This is a genomic window from Streptomyces sp. NPDC006602 (assembly GCF_042870385.1).
In the GTDB taxonomy this organism is placed as follows: domain Bacteria; phylum Actinomycetota; class Actinomycetes; order Streptomycetales; family Streptomycetaceae; genus Streptomyces.
Window position 1 is genome coordinate 33739 of record NZ_JBIAHG010000043.1, and the last position, 19176, is coordinate 52914.

At 68.1% G+C, this 19176-nt stretch carries 15 protein-coding genes and 6 pseudogenes; 13 read left to right on the plus strand and 8 right to left on the minus strand.

Going from position 1 to position 19176, the window contains the following annotated elements:
* The first annotated feature begins 100 nt into the window (after positions 1–100).
* Together ACFYO2_RS44290 and ACFYO2_RS44295 are read left to right on the plus strand one after the other, a co-directional pair.
* Positions 101–1669 (plus strand): ABC transporter substrate-binding protein, encoded by a 1569-nt coding sequence (locus tag ACFYO2_RS44290; RefSeq protein WP_388361713.1) that lies wholly within the window; start codon positions 101–103, stop codon positions 1667–1669.
* 595 nt (positions 1670–2264) lie between these two features.
* On the plus strand, positions 2265–3506 hold the full coding sequence (locus ACFYO2_RS44295) for an MFS transporter (protein ID WP_388361742.1): 1242 nt from the start codon (positions 2265–2267) through the stop codon (positions 3504–3506).
* Here the strand turns inward: ACFYO2_RS44295 and ACFYO2_RS44300 are convergent.
* Positions 3505–3756 (minus strand): annotated as a pseudogene (locus ACFYO2_RS44300) (Ku protein); the annotation flags it as partial. The gene ACFYO2_RS44295 and the pseudogene ACFYO2_RS44300 overlap by 2 nt on opposite strands.
* A 453-nt stretch (positions 3757–4209) precedes the next feature.
* Here ACFYO2_RS44300 and ACFYO2_RS44305 point away from each other — a divergent pair.
* Genes ACFYO2_RS44305 through ACFYO2_RS44320 form a run of 4 tightly spaced genes read left to right on the plus strand, consistent with a single transcriptional unit; the run spans position 4210 to position 9224 of the window.
* Positions 4210–5508, plus strand: a complete 1299-nt coding sequence (locus ACFYO2_RS44305) for an NtaA/DmoA family FMN-dependent monooxygenase (RefSeq protein ID WP_388361716.1) — start codon at positions 4210–4212, stop codon at positions 5506–5508.
* 1 nt (position 5509) lies between these two features.
* Entirely contained in the window at positions 5510–6820 is a 1311-nt protein-coding gene (locus ACFYO2_RS44310) for an NtaA/DmoA family FMN-dependent monooxygenase (RefSeq protein ID WP_388361718.1), read from the plus strand.
* A 1-nt stretch (position 6821) separates the two neighbouring features.
* Entirely contained in the window at positions 6822–7865 is a 1044-nt protein-coding gene (locus ACFYO2_RS44315; protein WP_388361720.1) for an MsnO8 family LLM class oxidoreductase, read from the plus strand.
* Positions 7866–7895: 30 nt separating this feature from the next.
* Positions 7896–9224 carry an MFS transporter gene (locus tag ACFYO2_RS44320; protein ID WP_388361723.1) on the plus strand — a complete coding sequence of 443 codons (1329 nt, stop codon included), beginning with the start codon at positions 7896–7898 and terminating at the stop codon, positions 9222–9224.
* Between the two features lie 441 nt (positions 9225–9665).
* Here the strand turns inward: ACFYO2_RS44320 and ACFYO2_RS44325 are convergent.
* Positions 9666–10060: pseudogene (locus tag ACFYO2_RS44325) on the minus strand (hypothetical protein); the annotation flags it as partial.
* A gap of 67 nt (positions 10061–10127) precedes the next feature.
* Between ACFYO2_RS44325 and ACFYO2_RS44330 the strand changes: the two are divergent.
* Positions 10128–10742: a GNAT family N-acetyltransferase gene (locus ACFYO2_RS44330; RefSeq protein WP_388361726.1), complete on the plus strand. Its 615-nt coding sequence runs from the start codon at positions 10128–10130 to the stop codon at positions 10740–10742.
* Here ACFYO2_RS44330 and ACFYO2_RS44335 read toward each other — a convergent pair.
* Both ACFYO2_RS44335 and ACFYO2_RS44340 read right to left on the minus strand, forming a co-directional pair.
* Positions 10720–10770 (minus strand): annotated as a pseudogene (locus tag ACFYO2_RS44335) (hypothetical protein); the annotation flags it as partial. The gene ACFYO2_RS44330 and the pseudogene ACFYO2_RS44335 overlap by 23 nt on opposite strands.
* A 92-nt stretch (positions 10771–10862) precedes the next feature.
* Complete coding sequence (locus tag ACFYO2_RS44340) at positions 10863–12341, minus strand: oxidoreductase (protein WP_388361728.1); 1479 nt, start codon at positions 12339–12341, stop codon at positions 10863–10865.
* Between the two features lie 559 nt (positions 12342–12900).
* On the opposite strand from ACFYO2_RS44340, the gene ACFYO2_RS44345 reads away from it, so the two are divergent.
* Both ACFYO2_RS44345 and ACFYO2_RS44350 read left to right on the plus strand, forming a co-directional pair.
* The gene (locus tag ACFYO2_RS44345; protein ID WP_388361731.1) at positions 12901–13494 is read left to right on the plus strand and encodes a TetR/AcrR family transcriptional regulator; all 594 of its coding nucleotides are present in this window, start codon (positions 12901–12903) and stop codon (positions 13492–13494) included.
* Between the two features lie 89 nt (positions 13495–13583).
* Positions 13584–14264: a type 1 glutamine amidotransferase domain-containing protein gene (locus ACFYO2_RS44350; RefSeq protein WP_388361732.1), complete on the plus strand. Its 681-nt coding sequence runs from the start codon at positions 13584–13586 to the stop codon at positions 14262–14264.
* Between the two features lie 142 nt (positions 14265–14406).
* Here the strand turns inward: ACFYO2_RS44350 and ACFYO2_RS44355 are convergent, their stop codons facing one another.
* Both ACFYO2_RS44355 and ACFYO2_RS44360 read right to left on the minus strand, forming a co-directional pair.
* The gene (locus ACFYO2_RS44355) at positions 14407–14712 is read right to left on the minus strand and encodes a YbfB/YjiJ family MFS transporter (protein WP_388361735.1); all 306 of its coding nucleotides are present in this window, start codon (positions 14710–14712) and stop codon (positions 14407–14409) included.
* A 28-nt stretch (positions 14713–14740) separates the two neighbouring features.
* A pseudogene (locus ACFYO2_RS44360) lies at positions 14741–14959 on the minus strand (hypothetical protein); the annotation flags it as partial.
* On the opposite strand from ACFYO2_RS44360, the gene ACFYO2_RS44365 reads away from it, so the two are divergent.
* Together ACFYO2_RS44365 and ACFYO2_RS44370 are read left to right on the plus strand one after the other, a co-directional pair.
* Positions 14915–15412, plus strand: coding sequence for a hypothetical protein (locus ACFYO2_RS44365; protein ID WP_388361745.1), 498 nt, complete (start codon positions 14915–14917; stop codon positions 15410–15412). The pseudogene ACFYO2_RS44360 and the gene ACFYO2_RS44365 sit on opposite strands and share 45 nt — an antisense overlap.
* A 130-nt stretch (positions 15413–15542) precedes the next feature.
* Positions 15543–16241 (plus strand): DUF4232 domain-containing protein, encoded by a 699-nt coding sequence (locus ACFYO2_RS44370; RefSeq protein WP_388361737.1) that lies wholly within the window; start codon positions 15543–15545, stop codon positions 16239–16241.
* 241 nt (positions 16242–16482) lie between these two features.
* Here ACFYO2_RS44370 and ACFYO2_RS44375 read toward each other — a convergent pair.
* A pseudogene (locus ACFYO2_RS44375) lies at positions 16483–16728 on the minus strand (transposase family protein); the annotation flags it as partial.
* A gap of 172 nt (positions 16729–16900) precedes the next feature.
* Positions 16901–17052 (minus strand): annotated as a pseudogene (locus tag ACFYO2_RS44380) (IS6 family transposase); the annotation flags it as partial.
* A gap of 890 nt (positions 17053–17942) precedes the next feature.
* Here ACFYO2_RS44380 and ACFYO2_RS44385 point away from each other — a divergent pair.
* Positions 17943–18179: a hypothetical protein gene (locus ACFYO2_RS44385; protein WP_388361740.1), complete on the plus strand. Its 237-nt coding sequence runs from the start codon at positions 17943–17945 to the stop codon at positions 18177–18179.
* A 182-nt stretch (positions 18180–18361) separates the two neighbouring features.
* Complete coding sequence (locus ACFYO2_RS44390; protein WP_388361747.1) at positions 18362–18949, plus strand: class F sortase; 588 nt, start codon at positions 18362–18364, stop codon at positions 18947–18949.
* Positions 18950–19176: the final 227 nt, after the last annotated feature.

Consider the following 19176-nt stretch of genomic DNA (forward strand, 5'->3'; position numbering starts at 1 on the left):
GTCGGCAGTGGAAGCAGAGCAGGAGTCATTGGTGGATATAACGGCACGCCAACAGCAGAGATCGCCGGACTTTCCGGCTGGATTGGACCGCCGCGGATTCTTGAAGGCCGGCGGTCTCGCTATCGGCGGTATCAGCCTCGCGTCGCTGATCGCCGCATGCGGCCCCGACGGCAGCGGCGGCGGGGGGTCGGGCGGTTCGAAGCTCACCCTGCGGATTCCGTTCCTGGCCGATATGCAGGTTCCCGACCCGGACATCATGTACGAGGGCGAAGGCGTCCAGGTCATGGAATCCGCCTACGAGGGACTTGTCCGCTACAAGCCAGGCAGCTCGGAGTTCCTCCCGGGGCTGGCGAAGTCATGGACGCTCTCGCCGGACCAGCTGACGTACACCTTCAAGTTGCAGCCGAACGTGAAGTTCCACGACGGCACGCCCGCGGACGCGGAGGCGTGGCGGAAGACCTTCGCGCGGCGCGCCAAGGTCGCCCAGGGGCCCGCCTACATGGTCGCGGGAGTGGCCAAGACCGCGGCGCCCGACCCCACCACGTTCGTCGTGACGCTCAAGTCGCCGAACAACGCGTTCCTGCACTACATGGCCTGCCCATGGCAACCACTGGCGACGAGTCCGACCGCGGTGACCAAACACGCCGTCGGCGGCGATCTCGCAAAGGGGTGGCTGAAGACGCATGACGCGGGCACCGGGCCGTACATCATCAAGGAGTTCGTGGCGGGCAGCCACTACACGCTTGAGGCGTTCCCGGACTACTGGGGCCAGAAGCCCGCGTTCAAGACCGTCCGTATCGCGATCACCCCGAGCATCGCGACGCAGAAGCTGCAGCTCGACGCGGGCGCGTTCGACATGGTGACCAAGGGCTTCGCGGTCCGGGACGTGCTGCAGTACCAGAAGAACTCGCAGTTCAGAGTCGTCAATTCCTTCGGCGGCGTGGGCGAGGCGATCTGGCTGAACCCGACGGCCGGCGTCTTCGCCGATAAGGCGCTTCGCAGGGCCATGCTCACCGCCCTGGACCGCAAGCCGATCGTCGACACGGCGTGGAGCGGCCTCGCCACGGTCCAGAAGGGGCTGTTTCCGGAGCGCACGCTCTCCTCGAGGCTGGCACCGTTCCCGGCTGAGGTGGACACCGCTCCGCTGAAGGCGTTGGCGCCAAGCCTGAAGGGGAAGAAAATCGATCTGGCCTGGGGCGCCGACGGCGGCGCGCCGCGGCAGCAGATGGCCGAACTCATCCAGACCCAACTGGCTGCGCTGGGCCTCGACGTCACCGTCCGCGAGATGCCGACGTCGGAGGAGTTCGACCTGCCCAACCAGCCGCCCTCCAAGCGGCCGGACATCCTGGTCTCCTTCCTCGGCGGGGACGCGCTGCACCTCGACACCACGCTGCGGATCCTGCTGCGCACCGGTGCCAAGCCGCTGAACTTCTTCCAGTATTCGAACCCGAAGCTCGACAAACTGATGGACGTGGCGATCAAGCAGCCGACGACCGCGAAGATGGAGGCGGTTTACGCGACCTGCAGCAAGATCATCCTCGGCGACGCCATCTGGATCCCGCTGTGTATCACGCCGAACTCCACGATCGCGCACACGTACGTGAGCGGGATCGAGGACAACTCCTTCTACCCGACCATCTTCTGGCCGCAGGCCTTGAAGAGGGCCTGATCAAGCCCTGGTCAGGCCTGGGTCAGGGCCTGACCAGGAGCTCTGGCGCCGGGTCCCCGGCTGAAGGGACCCGGCGCGCATCGTTGAAGGCGGTCGACGGTATCAGCGTCGCGTCGCTGATCGCCGCGTGCGACGCCGACGGGCTGCGGCGGCGCGGTCGGGACGTCGGGACGTCGGGGCGTCGGGGCGTCGGGGCGTCGGGGCGTCGGGCGGTTGGACGCTCATCCTGCGGCGGCGGGGTCGGGGCCACGGGCGGTTGGACGCTCATCCTGCGGCGCCTGGGTGAGAAGCGGATCCTGATCATGCCCGCGCCGCGCAACTCGTGGAGCTGACTTTCGCCCGTCAGGGCATCGGGCTGTTCGCCGCGCAGGCGATCGACGTCGGGGACATCAAGGCGATCGCCGGTGGCGACGCTGGGCGATGGTCGCGCTCCATGTGATCACGGACATCAGCCTCGACCCCGTGCAATCGGTCGCCGACCCGCGCGTCGCCGTCTGAGCGAGCGCCACCCCGAACACCAGCGCAATCGGCCGGGCATCGGGCGGACTCTTCCAGGTGACGGCAGTGTCCTTCGGTGGGCCGTGTGGACATGGCTATGCGTGGAGACCGGCGTGGATCCCTCCCGAAGGTGTTGATCAGCTCGTGGCTGTGGCATCTGACGCGCTGGGACGGGCTTTTCCTCGGGACATACCTGGTGACTCACCTGGGCGGGCGCCCGATCGACAACCAGCTCGCCGGATTCGCCATGTTCTCGCCCATGCTGCTGGGTGCCTACGTCGCCTCCAGGACGCGACGCGACGTGGAGCCCCGCCGACTGGTTCTCTTCACCGAACTCGCGCTGCTGCCGATCTCGGCGGTGATGATCGCGGTCGTGAGCACCGGTGCCGTCCAGACCTGGATGGTGTACCTGTTCGAGCTCGCGTACGGGTTCGGCGGCCTGGTGAACATGACCGCGCAGCGCGAGCTGCTGTTCCGCATCGCCGGGCCTGAGCACTCGCATCGTGCACTCAGCGCCGAGATGGCGGGCCTGGCGAGCGCGACGATGCTCGGCCCGCTGATCGGCGGCGTCACCATCGGAATGTTCGGCCTCGGCGCCGCGTTCGCTGTTCCCACGGTGCTGCTCGGCTGCTCCACCGTCCTGCTGTGGCGCGCGACCCGCGGGATGCCGGCCGACGCGCCCGCGACCGCCGGGCCGGACTCCACGTCCACGGCCGCGCCTGGCCCGACGGGTTGGCAGTTGCTGCGGCGCTCGCCGGCGCTCAGGGTGGTCCTCTTGGTGACGGTGATCTGCAACCTCTCCTACTTCGCGTTCATGCCCCTCGTCCCGGTCATCGCGAACGGCCTGGGCGCCGGGGCGGCGATGGCCGGGGTGATCGGCTCCGCCGCCGGCACAGTGCAACTGGTGACGGCGGCGGCGCTGGTCATCTGGCCGGCCCGGCGGCCGGGCGCTTCCTACGCGTTCGCGGTAGCGCTCTGCCTGTGCTGCCTGGGCGTGTTGTCCTACGCCCCGGCAGTGGCGGTGGCTCTGCTCGCACTCGGCGTGGCAGGGATCGGTCAGGCTTACTTCGGCACGATGCAGGCCACCCTGTCGGTGGACGCCGTCCACCCCCACGAACGCACTGCCGCCCTCGGCCTGCTGAGCACCACGATCGGCCTCGCGCTGCCGTCCGGCATGGTGATCCTTGGCGTTACGGCCGGCCTGCTCGGTACCCGGCTGGCGATGCTCGTGTCGGCCGTGGTGGGGCTGGTCGCGCTGATGGCAACGCTGCTGGGCAGCCCACAGCTGATGCGGTCACCCACGACGGTAAGCCGGGAGACGGTAAGTCCAGACGCTTGACCGGTTGCTCCCGCAGGTCGGCAGTACTGACGGCGACGATCCGGTCCTTCGACCACTCATAGCCCTTGCCGATCTCGGACTGAAAGACCTCGCGCTCCTCCAACTCGCACACCTTCCGCACCCGTACCCGACCCATGTCCTCCAGGTGGTACCGGCGGAACCGCACAGAGTGGTTCTCGGTGGCACCGACCACGCGGATCAGGACCGTGACCAGGCCGAAGGAGATGGCACCGCAGAGCTCGCAGAACACCTGAGCGGGTTCTCCCCTCACGCTGATCTTCGATCTGGTAGAGCGGCAGTCGCATTCCCGGATGCCGGGAGTTCGGTGGCCTGCTGCCGCCCGGGAGCGGGGGGGGGACGAACTCCGGGTCTTTCGAGCGCGTCCAGGATTGAGTGCGGCGCCAGCGCACGCCTTCGACAAGCAGGATGCGCCGGACCTGTGAGCGGCCCACCTCGATCCCCTCGGCCCGCGCCACTGCGGCCAGGGCATCCAGGGTCCACTCGGCCGGTCTCGATTCGTCGCACGGGAGATGACCGGACCCCCAGCGCCTTGACGCGCGGACCGAGTAGCTGTGAGCAGCGTGTCCAGGCTTGAGTTCTATCGGCGGTCCCGGCAGCGCAATGCCGGGGGTACCGGGCAGACATTGCGAGGTAACGGCCCGCTGGTCCTCTCGATATGAGCGCATGGAGAGGAAGGCAAGGCATGGCAGGTAAGTTTCATCTGGGATGGTTTCTGAACTTCGTCGCGGACGAATGGAACGGGAACTGGGGCGACGGCGGACGGGACTTCACCGGTGACTTCTACGTCGAGATGGCCAGGGATCTGGAGCGGGCCAAATTCGATTATGTGCTGATCGAGGACAAGCTGATGGTGTCGACAGCTTTCGGCGGCACGATGGAGCACGACCTCAAGCACGGGGTGAACCCCAAGCACGACCCGGTTCCGCTCGCCCTGCTGATGGGCAATGCCACGAGCCGGCTGGGCATCATCCCGACGATGTCGACCAGCTTCTATCCCCCGTTCCTGCTGGCCCGGCTGTCCAGCACCATCGACCACATCACCAAGGGACGGTTCGGCTGGAACGTCGTGACGTCGGGCGAGGACCGGGCGGCGCAGAACTTCGGTCTCGACAAGCTCTACGAGCACGACGAGCGCTACGTCCGTGCCAGCGAGTACCTGGAGCTTGTCAGCAGGCTCTGGGAGTCGTGGGAGCCGGACGCGATCGTGCGCGACTACGCGACCGGTACGTACGCCGACCACACGAAGGTCCACACGATCGACTTCGAAGGCAAGTACTTCAGGTCCCGAGGGCCGCTGAACACCGCGCCGTCCCCGCAACACCGCCCCTCGATCGCCCAGGCCGGCGCGTCACCTCCGGGGCGCGAGCTCGCGGCGCAGCACGCCGACACGATCGTCGCCCCGTCGGACGGTGTCGAGGCGATGAAGGCTTACCGCGACGACATCCACGCCCGGATGCGCGCCCATGGCCGCGACCCCGCGCACTGCAAGGTGCTCTACATCGTCGCCCCGATCGTCGCCGACACGAGGGAGGAGGCACTGGCCAAGCGGGAGCGGTGGTTCAACGACCCTCGCTACATCGAGTACATGCTCGCCGAGATCTCATCCATCACCGAGATCGACTTCGCCCAGTTCGACCTCGACAAGCCCCTGCCGGAAGTGTGGACGAACGGCGAACGCGGCGCGCTGAACAGCTTCATCTCCCGCGGCAAGGACAAGACGCTGCGCGAGCTGGTCACCGGCAGCGGCCTGAGCGGCAACGTCCAGTTCACCGGCACGCCCGAGGAGGTCGCCGCGGAGATGGCCGCGGTGATGGACGAGGTCGGCGGCGATGGGTTCCTCATCACCAGCCCGGTGATGCGGCTCAACCGCCGCTACGTCACCGAGATCACCGACGGCCTGATACCCGCGTTGCAGAAAATGGGCCGCACCCGGCAGGAGTACACCACCACCATGCTGCGCGATCACCTGCGGGAGTTCTGACATGGCCGGCAAGCAGTTCCACATGGGCTGGTTCATGAACTTCACGACGAACGAGTGGAACACCCCGTTCGGCAACGACGGCATGCCCTGGAACGGGAAGTTCTACATCGAGATGGCCCAGGCGATGGAGCGGGCCTGCTTCGACTACATCATGATCGAGGACACCCTCATGGTGTCCGAGGCCTACGGCGGCACCTCCGAGGCGTACCTGAAGTACGCCAGCATGGCGCCCAAGGGCGACCCGGCGCCTCTGGCCGCGATCATGGCGGCGGCCACCAGCAAGATGGGCGTGGTCGCGACGATGTCGACGACCTTCTACCCGCCCTTCATGCTCGCCCGGCTCTGCTCCACGCTGGACAGCATCGCCGAGGGGCGCTTCGGCTGGAACATCGTCACCTCGGGCGAGGACGGCTCGGCGCAGAACTTCGGAATGGACAAGCTCACCGAGCACGACCTGCGCTACGACAAGGCGGATGAGTACGTCGACCTGGTGTGCAAGCTGTGGGACTCGTGGGAGCCGGACGCGGTGGTCCGCGACCGGGAGACCAACACGTACGCGGACTTCAAGAAGGTCCGCCCCATCAATTTCTCCGGCACGTACTACAAGTCCCGCGGCCCGCTGAACACGGTGCGCTCGCCGCAGGGCCGTCCTGTCTTCGTCCAGGCGGGCGGGTCGCCGCGCGGCAGGCAGTTCGCCGCCAAGTCCGCCGACTCGATCATCGCCGTGGCCAACGGGGTGGAGGGGATGAAGGCCTACCGGGATGACGTAAGGGCCCGGGCCGCGGCACAGGGCCGCAACCCCGACGACATCAAGGTGCTGTTCGTGATCGGCCCTGTCCTCGGCGCCACCGAGGAGGAAGCGCATGCGAAGAAGCAGCGCATGGACTCCGATCCCGACGCGATCATGCAGTCGCTGGCCGGCCTGTCGTCCGTCACCGACATCGACTTCTCCCAGTTCGACCTCGACAAGCCGCTCCCCCGTCTGGAGACCAACGGTGAGCGGGGCTCATTGGACAAGTTCGCCCAGTGGGGCAGCAACAAGACGCTGCGTCAGCTCGTCCTCGACAACGGCGGGACATCGGACTCCATCGAACTGGTCGGCACGCCCGATCAGGTCGCCGAAAGGATGGAAGAGGCCAACGAAGCGATGGGCGGCGGAGACGGCTTCCTGATCAGCGCCCCGTACATGCGAGTCAGCAAGCAGTACATCACCGAGATCTGCGAAGGGCTCGTCCCCGCCCTGCAGCGTCGCGGGCTGACCCGCACGCAGTACACGACGTCGCACCTGCGCGACACATTGCGCGAGTTCTGATTTGCGTTACTCGGTCCTGGACATCTCGCCCGTCCCGCCCGGCGGGACGGGCACGGATGCCTTCCGGCAGAGCGCGGAGCTGATCTCGGTCGCGGAGCGAGCGGGGTACGAACGGTACTGGGTCGCCGAGCACCACGGCATCGGCCACCGCAACGCGGGGTCGGCACCCGAGGTGCTGATAGCGCACCTGGCCACGCTGACCTCGCGGATCCGCGTCGGCTCGGGGGCGGTGCTGATCGACAAGTACCGTCCGTACAAAGTGGCCGATACTTTCCGCGTACTGCACGCCCTGTTCCCCGGCCGCATCGACCTGGGCGTGGGGCGGGGCAGCAGCCCACCGCCGGTGGAGGCGGCCCTGGGTGGCGCGGATGACTACGACGACGACCCCATGTTCGCCGCGCTGGCCGCGGCGACCGCGCTGATGGGATATCGGGAGCAGTTGGCCGAACTGCTGGCGTGGCTCTCGCACGACTTCCCGCCGGAGCACCCTTATGCCGCGTATCCGCTCTCCCCGGGCGTCGCGGGCGGGCCACAGCCATGGCTGCTCGGGTCCAGTGCCGAGAGCGCCGTCCTGGCCGGCCAACTCGGCATGCGGTACTGCTTCGCCGCGTACCTCAATCCGCGGGACGCGCCGTCGGTGCTGTCGATCTACCGCTCGGCGTTCCGCCCGTCTTCCGGCGGGGCGGTGCCGTACGCGATGCTCGCCGTCAGCGCGGTCTGCGCCCCGACCGACGACGAGGCCGACCGGTTGCGCGCGGGCGCCGAGCTGCACGCCCGCCGTGTCGCGGAGCGCGACCCCGCCGTCGATCTGCCACTGCCGACCCCGGCGCGGGCGCTCGCCGAACTCGGCCACGTTCCGGCACCGGTGACCGTCAAACCCGGTCACTGGCCACGCCACCTGTCCGGGTCACCGGAGCGGATGCGCGAGCAGCTCGCGCTGATCGGCGCCGAGAGCGGAGCTCAGGAGCTGATGATCTGCGACCTCGTGGGCGATCACACCGCCCGCCTGCGGTCCTACGAACTGCTCGCCCAGCGGCCTGTCTAGCGCCGGTGTCGGGCTGGCGCCTGTGGCGACGTGCCCGCGCAATACATCCAGAACCGTAAGGAATCGTCGGGGTCATGTCGGCGGGGTCTCCTGGCGCAGGCGGATCTCTGGGGCGTCGAACCGTCGGTGCTCCCACTGCCCAGCGTCGGGAGGTGGCCGGTGGGACTGTCGGTCGAGTACGCCGAACGTGGTGCGGTATGGACGCGTCGGGTGCGGTGGTTCCTGCCCTTGATGGCGGCCGCCGGAGTGACGATGAGCTTCACCGCTCCGCTGGAGGTGCTGTTCGGCCGCGAGCTCTCGCGAAGCAGCGTGTACATCGGCATCTTCATGCTGACCTCGGCAGTGGGCGTCATCCTCATCGACGTGTTCGGCACCAGGCTCGTCCCTGGCCTGGACGCCAGGGTCGCCCTCACCATCGGGCTGTCCCTGTTCGGCTTGTCGTCCATCGGGATGGGACTGGCACACGACAACGTGCTGCTGATGGCGTCCCGGGTCGTGCAGGGCTTCGGCGGCGGGATGATGCTCGGCGCCGGCCTGCAGGCGGCCGTGCGGGTGCGCCCGGCAGCCGGGGATACCGCCCGCGCCCTGGGGCGGTTCAACGCCGCCTTCCTCTTCGGCGGTGCGGTCGGGTCGCCCGGCGGGTTGCTGCTCGCCGGAATGATCAGCGGCGAAGCGGGCTATCGGATCGCGCTCGTCGTCACCGGTGTCTGCGCGCTGGTAGTCGCCGCCGCGCTCGCCGCCGCGCTGCCGAACCTGGCGCCGCCGCCCGGCCTGCCGCGACCGCGGCTCGGCCTGCCTCGATTCGGCAAGTCGACCGGCGGCGGCGCCGCTCTCGTGCTGGCGATGTGCGGCGAATTCCTCCGCGGCGGCGTGCTGTTCACCGCTCTTCCGCTCGCGGGCGCGGCACGCCAGTACCCCACCGTCACGATCGCCCTCGCGATCGCGCTCATGTCCGCTTTCGAGATTGCCGTCCTCACCGTGGCGTACCGCCTCATCCGGCGCGTCGGAGTCGTCGCCGTGCTCCTCACCGCGTTCGCGCTGGGAACGGTATGCGCGACCGTGCTCGCCCTCACCTCCGATCTGACGGTCTACCTGGCGATGTCGGTTCTGTTCGGCGTCAGCCTCGCCGGGGCGACCGCGAGCCTCCCCGTGCTGGTGGTCGCGCAGGTCGGCGACTCCTCGGCCGGCCTGGCGAAATTCCGCATCTCGGCCGGCATCGGCGTCCTCGCCGGGACCGTCGGCTGCGCCGTGCTGGGCACTCAGATCGGGATGACCGCGCTCTTCGGGCTCATCGCCATCGTCCTGCTGGGTAGCGTGCAGCTCACCCACTTCGTCGGGCGTCGCACGGCAATCACGTAGCCGCCGGTCCGCGAGGGGCTGGTCACCCGCGGACCCGAGACGGAACCCGCGCGGCGGGCGCTTTGCTGCGGCGCGTCGACGAGCTCGGCCCGGTGGCCCGGTTCGGCGACGAGTCGTCCCGCCGGATCGAGGCGCGCGCCGACCAGTGCTCGCCCCTCCACTACGCCCAGGTGGCCGCCGCTGACCCGCACGGCCCGGAGACCGGGGCCGTGAGGGTCCTGCGCGGCGCCTCGTACATGTCACGACTACTACCGCGACCGCTACGGGGTCGCCTCCCGCCTCGCCAACGGCCCGGAGTCCTCCTCCGGAAGGCTCGGCTTCCGCTGCGCCAGTGACCTCGCCGCGGCGGCCGGTCAGTCGAGTACGGCACGTCCCTCGGCAATGCTGGCCGCGAGTTCCTCAACCTCCGCTCCGTGAGGGCGTCAGCGGCGGCCGGACCGGCCGCCAGGATCAGCCGGCCGCCGCGGACGCGGAACCCGCTGGTGGTGTACTGCGCCGTCTTCCGCGACTTCTTCCGCGACTTGAAACGCGGGTACTTCGCCCGCTTGGCGAAGAAGTGGGTGCACGCACTCTGCAGGTGCCGCAGCGTCTGCCGCAGCGGCACCGACGACACGTCGCCCAGGAAGGCCAGTTCCTCGGTCTTCTTCCACGCCGTCAGCATGGCGGAGGTCTGGTTGTAGTTGACCGTTCCTGCCACACCCTTCCTGCCACACCCACGCCTGCGTGCGGGCGACGAGCGTCAGGTTGAAGACCTTCCGCACGCACCCGAACGTGCACGACGATGGCGTCCCGCCGGGTGGTGTAGGCCCTGAGAATCTCCGCAGCGGGCCTGGCATTGGCGAGGACCGCACGGCTCGATATAAGCGATCGCCACGCGGATCCTGATCGCGTTAGCTGTGGGGCATGCCTGAACTGCGCACCGATCGTCTCCTGCTTCGCCGGTGGCGGGAGTCCGACCTTGAGCCGTGGGCGGCGATGAACGCCGATCCCGAAGTCCGAGAGCACCTGGGGGAACTGCTGACGCGGGAGCAAAGCGATGCCACGGTGGCAGTCATGCAGGCCGAGTTCGACAACCGAGGCTTTGGGTGGTGGGCGCTGGAAGCAAGAAGGACAGGTGAGTTCATCGGCCGCGTCGGCTTGGACGAGGTCAGCGAGGACATGCCCTTCACGGGGGTGGATATCGGATGGCGGTTGATGCGTTCGGCGTGGGGTCACGGTTACGCCACCGAGGCCGCCCTGGCCTGCCTGGCCTTCGGCTTCGAGGCCCTCGGGCTGCCGGAGGTGGTTGCGTCCACGACCGTCAACAACCTTCCTTCCCAGGCGGTGATGCGCCGGATCGGCATGATGCGAAACCCGGCCGACGACTTCGAGGATCCGAGCGTGCCCGAAGGGCCGCTACGGCAGTGTGTGCTGTACCGGACCCCCGCAGAGATGCTCACGGCCTACACCGCGCGGCGGGAGACCATCTGCGCGACAGCTCGCCTGCCTGCGCATCCGTCGGATAGAAGCGGTACCTGAACGCCCGCTTCACATGGGCCACGGCCACGCCCAAAAACGAGCCAGACCCGTAGATCAAGATCAAACCTGCCGTGATCTACGGGTGTCGCTCGCCGTCGACTGCACAGGCCGCGAGGGTGGTCAGTTCCGGTTCAGGGTGCGGGTGATCCCGGCGAGGACTGCCGTTGTCAGGATCCATCCCGCGGCCATGAGCGCGTAGGCCAGCCAGGCCGTGGCTCCCGCCTGCCAATACCAGGATGTGCGTTGGCCGAGACCGCCGATGGGGATCAACAGGTCGAGCGTGTAGACGAATGCGTTGAAGGGCGGCACCTGACCGGGGTCGGTCGACCGGGGCGAGTGCGCCCCGAAGACCGCGGTGCCGAACAGGATGAGCGCCGCGAGCCACACGCCCGCGCGCCAGGGTCGGTAGCCGTATCCGACCGTCCAGTCGAGGAGGTGTCCCCACAGCCGGGCGGGCAGCCCCAGAGCTTTCCTGCGATGGCGCTGTTTGGCCAGTAGTACACGGCGGGCGTCGTCGTCGTGCCCTATCTGCCGGTACCAGACAGCCAGTTGCTCGTAAGGCTGGGCGGCGTATCCCGGGTGGCGCCGTATCCATGCCACGCGCTGCTCGACCGAGGCCGCATGGACGTCGCCGCTCTCATGGAGGGATCCGTAGGTGAAGCCCTGTAGACGTACGGTGTCGGGCCAGGCGTCTGCTCGGTCGTGAACGGCCGCCGCTCGGGCGTCCTGCAGGTCCACCAGGCCGGACGGCGGCTCGCCCGGGGTGAAGACGAGGACTCCGGCCTGCATGCGGGAGCAGTCCAGTGCGGCTCCACGGGCCCGGAGGACGGCGCCGTCAAACGTCAACTGGTCTGCTATCTGCGCGCCGCGCAGACTGATCGTCCCCTCGGCGCTGAACCCTTCGGACAGCGCCAGACTGCTCACCACCGCGTGGTCGGCCAGGAGTGCGACACCCTCGGCATGCCGTAGCCGCGCCCGCTCCATGTGCAGGCCGCCCGGCAGCTGCGCCCCTAGCAGACGTATTCCGCCGTCCACGGCAGTTCTACGGCAGAACAGTCCGCCTTCCATGACGAGTCCGCCGGCGAAGACAGCCCAGTCGCCAGGGGAGGAAATGACTGCGTCGCTGAGTGTCAACTCACCCCCTACGCGCGCGTTCAACAGCTTCAGCCTGCCGTTGATGACGGTACGCCGAAGGACCACGCTGCCCTCGACCCGCGCCATCGTGAGATCGAGTCCGGGAAGTCTGCTGCCCTTGATCTCGACCGTCCGGGTCGCGGCTCCGTAGAGTCCCACGCCCTGCTCGAACCAGCACTCCTCGAACCACATGCCGTGCACGATCTCGGCTCCGCTCAGATCGAGAACGCCGCTGATCCGGGCCCCGGCAAGTCGCAGCGCCGGAACGCTCCCCGGCTGCCCAGGGTTACGTCCAAGGAGCAGGGCGCTGACGACACTGGCCCTGACCGTCCGCTCTCCGCCCCAGCTGTCCCCGTTCCCGGGGTCATCCTCTGGGCGACCCGTGCGGAAATCCACCGGATGGCCAGTGGGGTAGCCGTCCCACAACTGGCGTTCTGCTGGGGTGAGTTCCTCGTACGTGTGCACCGGGGAAGACTACTGAGGTTATCGTCCTAGGGTGACGGTGATCTCGCGGGTGGGTGTATCCGTGGAGGATGCGGTATCCCGATGGGGGTGGCCTGACCGCGAAGCAGCGGGCCCGGCGGGAGCAAGTGCGGTTCGAGGCTGCCGAGTTATTCGCGCGACGTCCCGGTCAGGGCGCCGACCGGTCGGAGGGGGCCTCTGCGTCGGACGCGACAACGACTCCCGCTACGACCCTCGACGCCTGATCGCTCTCCTCCTCCAGGGACTTCAGCGACCTCACGCGCCCTGATGCCGACGAGCGGCATCGCGACCTGGTCGCTCTGCGCGATCTGAGCGACTGCCTCTCAACAGCCGGAGACGCCGGCGGGTAACAGCGCCACCGAGCCGGTGCTGTCACTTATCGCGAACTTCGAACACGACACCATCAGAACGCCGCTCAACGTCATGAACATCCGGCACCACGGCCAAGGCGAAATTGACCGACATCACGTGATGAAGCCGAACAAAGCCCTCTGCCGCGACCTGGTAGACGACTGGTCTACTCGGATGTTACGGTCCACTCATGCCGGTCACCACGCGCACCACGGACACTCGTCGGATCATCCTCGAGACCGCCCAGCGGATCATGGCCCGCAAGGGTTACTCCGCCGTCGGCATCAATGAGGTGCTCGCGGAGGCCGGCGTGCCGAAGGGGTCCTTCTATCACTACTTCGCCTCGAAGGACGCCTTCGGTGAAGCGATCCTGAAGAACTACTTCGCGGACTACCTCACGGACATGGACGGCATTCTCGCCCGGCCCGGTCAGCCGGCAGCCGAGCGGCTGATGGCCTACTGGCAGCAGTGGCGGGAGACACAGAGCATCGAGGAGTGCCAGGGCAAGTGCCTGGCCGTGAAACTCGGCGCCGAGGTCGCGGACTTGTCCGAGTCGATGCGCCTGGCCCTGAAGGAAGGCACCGGTGCAATCGTCGACCGCATCGAGCGCACGATCAACAGCGGCCTGGAGGACGGCTCCCTCTCGGTCGACGGCGAGGCCCGCGACGTCGCACAGGCCCTGTACGACATGTGGCTCGGCGCAAGCGTCATGGCCAAGATCCATCGCAGTCTGGAGCCGCTCGACACCGTCGCAGCGGTGACCCGCAGATTGCTGCACCTGTAGAAGGTGCGAGCCCCATGCCCGCCCCGGTTATGGGGCTCCCTCTTCACCTCAAATAGTAGACTGGTCTACTGACTCACAAGGAGCGTGTCATGAAGGTTCTGATCGTTCTCACCTCGCACGATGAGCTGGGCAACACCGGCCTTAAGACCGGGTTCTGGCTGGAGGAGCTGGCGGCGCCGTACTACCGCTTCAGGGAGGCCGGCGCGCAGATCGTGCTCGCCTCGCCCAAGGGCGGACAGCCGCCGCTGGACCCCAAGAGCAACGAACCCGACTTCCAGACCGACGACACCCGGCGCTTCGAGGCCGACCCGGAGGCGACCGAGGCGCTGGCGAACACCGTGCGCCTGGACTCGGTGTCGGCCGGCGACTTCGATGCGGTCTTCTACCCCGGCGGGCACGGACCACTGTGGGACCTGGCCGAGGACACCGTCTCCGTGCGGCTGATCGAGTCGACACTGCGCTCGGGTAAGCCGGTGGCATTGGTGTGCCATGCACCCGGCGTATTGCGGCACACCGTCAACGAGGACGGCACCCCGCTGGTCTCGGGCAAGAAGGTCACCGGATTCGCCAACTCCGAGGAGGAGGCTGTCCAGCTCACCGACGTAGTGCCCTTCCTGGTCGAGGACGAACTCACCAAGCTCGGAGGCGTCTACTCCCAGACCGGCGACTGGCAGCCCTACGTCCTCCAGGACGGTCTGCTGATCACCGGGCAGAACCCGGCCTCCTCCGCTCCGGCGGCCGACGCCCTGATCGAGCTGCTCAACAACTGACGACGCCGTGCCGCTGACCCCGGTCGGCGCCCGCCGCGGCTTCGGCCCGTCCCAAGACCGCCGTGGGGAGCCGACCGGCCAACGAGCAGGCCCTCCGCCACACAGGCGACGTCGTGATCCGGATGCCGGGACACCCCGGCTGTCAAACCTCGCTGAGGCTACCCATGGGCCGCGAAGGGTTTCGGCGGCCTGACCAGAGCGCGACGTCCTGCGTGAATGGCATCAGAGCGAGAGAGGCAGCCATCGCGATCATCGAGGCACGCATCACCAGGCGGGAGCGGACCAGCTGGGGCGCGAAGCTGCCGGTCAGCGCGCCGGCCAGGTAGCCGACATAGTTGGCTCTCGCCAGGTTCGCCCCGCTCGTGGCCGAGAGGCCGACCTGGTCGTGCATCAGCGGCAGGATCGGGGTGTAAACGAAGCGGCCGATGCCGTTGCTTGCGGCCAGCAATGCGGCTGCCTGGACCGCTGTAACCCACGGTGGCGGCCCAGGCGGCAAGAAGCTGCGGGCTGGTGCTCGGGTGTGCCGGGGGCGGCGCTGTAAGCGGTGAGGGTCAGGCCGGGCTGGCGGGCAGTTCCACGGCGTCGAAGTCGAGGGTGAGAACGCCGACGGCCGGGTGTCGGAAGGACTTGCGACCAGTGTGGGTAGGCGCATGTTGTGCCCTGGCCCAAGGGACGCGGAACTCCTCCCTGCGGGTGCCAGGGGGAGCAAGTGCGGTTCGAGGCTGCAGAGTCATTCACGCAAGGGGCGGCGCCGCCACCGCTCAGCGGCGGTTACGGATCTCTCGGAAGTCCGCCCATGCCTGGTATGCCCGCTGGCGGGAGGGCGGTGTGGAGGCGCGGCGGTCCAAGCCTATCCGTCATTGCGTTCGCGTCGCACGTCCGCATTGGTGCGTCGCTCCGACCCCGAGCTGTACCACCTGGCCCTGACCCTGAGAGGCCGGCAGGGCATCTCCCACGGCAGGCGTGATGCGTCGGTGGGGGTTGGGGACCTGTTGCTGTACGACACGTCGCACCCGTGCGACGCCTCGGCCTTTCCGGACGACGGGAGTGCGGTCGAGGGGATCGTCGTGAACGTGCCCCGTGCGGCGTTTCCCATCCCTGCGGCGAAGGTGGACCGCCTCCTTGGAGTGCCGTTGATCAGGGCCTGACCCCGGCCAGGACGGGACCGTCACCGTCATGTACGAGAGCCGTAACAGTCCTTGCGGGAGGCGTGATTCCAGAGCCAGGGCGAGCATCCTGTCAAGACCAATCCCAGTACGTCAGCAGCCACGGGGGCTCATGATGCGCACTTTCCGCAAGACCACCCACGCCCGGACGCTTGGCGCCCTTGGCCTCGCCGCCGCCGCACTCCTGGCCGCCACGGCCTGCGAGCCGAGCGGCGACAAGGCCGGCGCCACCCCGCCGCCGAAGGCCTCCACCTCCCCTTCCGTCTCCGCGTCCACGCAGGCTTCCACCTCGACCTCCGCGCCGTCCTCTGCCAAGCCTTCCGCGCCGGGCCGTCCGGGCGAGGCCGCGGGCGACCCGAAGGGCATCGACGGCAACTGTCCCGACGCCTACACCGACGTCAAGGTGGAGTGGGCCGCGCCTCCCACGAAGGACGATTCGAAGCTCCTGCTGATCGTCACCAACACCAGCACCAAGCCGTGCAAGCTGCGGACCTATCCGGTACTCCGGCTCGATGACGGCCACGGCCAGCTCGTGGGGGTCTTCGAGAACTCCAAGCCGCAGACGGAAGTGACCCTTACCCCCGGCGAGGGGGCGTACGCGGGTCTGCTCCTGCGCCAGAGCAACAAGGACGTCAGCACCCTCGTGAAGAACATGGCGCTCGCGCCGCACGGTCAGAGCCCCGACACCAACACGGGCGAGGGCGTACTCCTGGAGATGCCGAAGGGCGGCGTGCGCGTGGACGACAAGGCCCGCGTGACGTATTGGAACAGTAGTTCGGAGGCCGCCGTGTCGCCGCTGTTCGCCCACTGACGGGCCGCCAGACGCTGGCCGCCCCGCGGCCCCCCACCGCGCTCCAGGGGCCCGGAAATTCCGGGGCTCGTCTCAAGTCACCGAGGTTTTCCCAACGGTGCTCACTTCCAGATTCCGTTGAGGACGAGGGCGGCGCGGGCGATGTCTCCGATTCGGCTGGGGTTGAGCGTGACGTGCTCGAGGGCGCGCCATGGCTGCTTGAACTCTGCGGCGGTGCGCTCGCCCGGGCGTGGACGTGCCGCACCAGGGTGTTGAACATGCGGGTGTCGACGTGAAGTACCTGTCCGGACTTGCCCTTTGGGCGGCGGACGGGGATGACGATGCCAATGCCGGCGCCGATGTGGCCCTTGTCCGCGAGGGTCGGCAGGCTGCGGGCCGCCGCCTTGTATCGCGCGTGGATGCGGGCGGCGGTGATGTCGGGGGTGGAGCCGGGTTCGCCGTCGCAGACCCACAGCGGGGCGCCGTCCGGGGCGGACAGGATCTGGATGTCACCGCCGAACGGCTTGTGCTACTGGCTGAACCACAGGTCATGGCCGTTGCCGCGGACGCCCGCGAGGCGGTCCGACTCGATCAGCGTGCCGTCGAGGATCACGTGCGTCACGCCCTCGTGTCGGCACCAGCCCAGGACTTCGTGCAGGTCGGGGGCCGCGCTCGCGCTACCGGGTGGGCTGGTGGCTGTTCTCGGCCGGGTTGTTGAGGCCTTTGTGGGAACGGTGCTCCACGGAGGCTGGACCTCCCGGTGGGCGGTGCCGTGGGAACGGAACCATTCCATGACCATCACGCGCGGCACTGTGCCCGTCTTCTTGAGCAGAGGAAGAGGAGCCTACGCCTGCCGCGACGAAACCCGGTGAAACTTCCAGGAGAGCGTTCCAGAAAGGCCCCGGGTGGCGGACACTCACAGCTGACGGGCTCATGCCACTTCCAAGTGCGCCTGGTTATCGGCTACTTCAGAGGAGTACGCCTGTCAGCGTCAGCATCGGGATCCGGATCGAAGGTGGTGGGGGTGCACTGCTCGTCGCAGGTGACGGCATCGTCGGCCGAGTCGTCGACCGTCAGGGCCGCGCCGGTCGTGTCGTCGTAGGTCGTGATGGCGGTGGCGTCGCGGATGCCGCCGGACGACAGGTCGGTGCGGGTGTGTGGACCGCGTGGGCGCGTGTGCAGTCGGAGTCGCGCGTGCCGTCCGCGCCTGCCTTTTCAAGATCATCTCGAAGATGGACGCTGGGCCGTTGGTCGCCTGTCCGGGGCATTCTTCCAATCTCGCCGTCGGGGGCGCTCACCTGCGTAAATGATCATAGGAGTGCAGTCGCTGGGCCTGGCCGGATGACCCATCCGTCCGTATGTCGTGTTGCAGCCCTGACGGTCTGTCGGTTCCCTCATGAGCGGAGCAGTAAAAGGTGCCGCGCATTCCGGCCGGCCCCTGCTCCGCGGAGGAACTTCATGCGTATCAAGTGTGTAGGCGTCGGCATCGGTCTGGTTCTCGGTGCCGTCGGCCTGTCAAGCCCGGCCGCAGCAGCCGCGAGCGACCCCACCGGTGAAGCAAGTATCCACATCAGCCCGAGACACGCCGCCCCAGGCTCTACCGTCACCGTCAGCACCACAGCCTGCGGCTCGGAGACCTACGGGAAGGGCGAGTCTGAGGCAGGAGGCAAGTTTCATCTCTTCTCAGGCGACCGTGAGGGCGTACTGACCGGCGAATTCGAGGTGCCGGATGGAACCGAGGCCGGTGAATACGCCGTCACTCTCAAGTGCCCGCCCCGAGTCAAGATCACGGGCGCGTACCGGGTCGGCGCCGGCAACCCGAGCGGCGCGATCGACGCTGGTTTCGGGGCGGCGAACGACAAGGGCGCGCAGCTTGCCCTCGGGACGGCGCTGCTCGCCGTAGCCGCCGCCGGAGGCGCGATCAAGATGCGGCGCCGCCCGGCCGGTGCCCGCACCTGACGCTCTGCTCTGCCACAGCCCCCGAGCCCGTGTCGGTCCGGGGGCTCAGGATCACCCTGCCTTCAATCATTTCGGCCCGAAGCGGAGGCTCCCCAACGATGGAACCCGGGGACAAGCCCGTCGATCCTTCTCCCACGTTCACCGCCTCCACCAAGTTTCTCGCCTGCGCTCTGGTGACGGGCATGATGCTGGTGAGCACGGCGCTCCGGGATGAACAGCCTCCGCAACCTTCGACCGCACAGTCCTTCTCCCCCTCCGTACGACCCGGTCCCAGCAGCACCGTCTCGGCCCGGTACCCCTCTGTGCCGGCACTGCCCCAGTCGGATCCGGTCCGGCTGCGGGTCCCCGCCATCGGTGTGAATGCTCCAATGACGGAACTGACCCTCGATGAGACAGGGGCACTGCGCCCGCCATCGGCCGGTATGCCAGGCTTTGCCGGGTGGTACGGCGACGGCACGACTCCCGGCTCAGTGGGGACGGCCGTCACGACGGGACATGTCGACACTCCGGAAGGCCCCGGGGTCTTCTACCGCCTCGGGGCGCTGGCCAAGGGCGACACCATCGAGATCACCCGAGCAGACCAGCGAACAGCCGTCTTCACCGTCGACGCTGTGGAGCTCTACGACAAGGAGGCGTTTCCAGACGAGAAGGTCTACGGCACTTCACACCTGCCAGAACTGCGGGTGATCACCTGTGGGGGTGAATACGCCGAAGAGACCGGCTACCAAGGCAATGTCGTGGTCTACGCGACGCTGACCTCGGTGACGTAACAACACCGCTGTCGGTGGCGGGGTGGGGCTGGCTGGCTGGCCGGGTCAGCGCACAGCATCGAGACGAACCAACGTCCGGCCACCGGCTCCTCGGCCGGGCAGTTCCTCCCCGAGGTCGCCTTCCGGTACCTGTTCAGCGGATTCTTGCGAGGAACCCCAGGGCTTCAGCCCTGGGAGGAATCGCATCCTCGTGGTCGCGGCGCGGAGCGCCGCGATATCACTTGTGC

Bases quoted from the DNA above. Each gene is read 5' to 3' on its own strand.
- ACFYO2_RS44390 (WP_388361747.1), top strand. From the start codon at position 18,362: ATGATGCTGGTGAGCACGGCGCTCCGGGATGAACAGCCTCCGCAACCT.
- ACFYO2_RS44295 (WP_388361742.1), top strand. From the start codon at position 2,265: ATGCGTGGAGACCGGCGTGGATCCCTCCCGAAGGTGTTGATCAGCTCG.
- ACFYO2_RS44365 (WP_388361745.1), top strand. From the start codon at position 14,915: ATGTTGTGCCCTGGCCCAAGGGACGCGGAACTCCTCCCTGCGGGTGCC.
- ACFYO2_RS44345 (WP_388361731.1), top strand. From the start codon at position 12,901: ATGCCGGTCACCACGCGCACCACGGACACTCGTCGGATCATCCTCGAG.
- ACFYO2_RS44305 (WP_388361716.1), top strand. From the start codon at position 4,210: ATGGCAGGTAAGTTTCATCTGGGATGGTTTCTGAACTTCGTCGCGGAC.
- ACFYO2_RS44370 (WP_388361737.1), top strand. From the start codon at position 15,543: ATGATGCGCACTTTCCGCAAGACCACCCACGCCCGGACGCTTGGCGCC.
- ACFYO2_RS44350 (WP_388361732.1), top strand. From the start codon at position 13,584: ATGAAGGTTCTGATCGTTCTCACCTCGCACGATGAGCTGGGCAACACC.
- ACFYO2_RS44310 (WP_388361718.1), top strand. From the start codon at position 5,510: ATGGCCGGCAAGCAGTTCCACATGGGCTGGTTCATGAACTTCACGACG.
- ACFYO2_RS44330 (WP_388361726.1), top strand. From the start codon at position 10,128: ATGCCTGAACTGCGCACCGATCGTCTCCTGCTTCGCCGGTGGCGGGAG.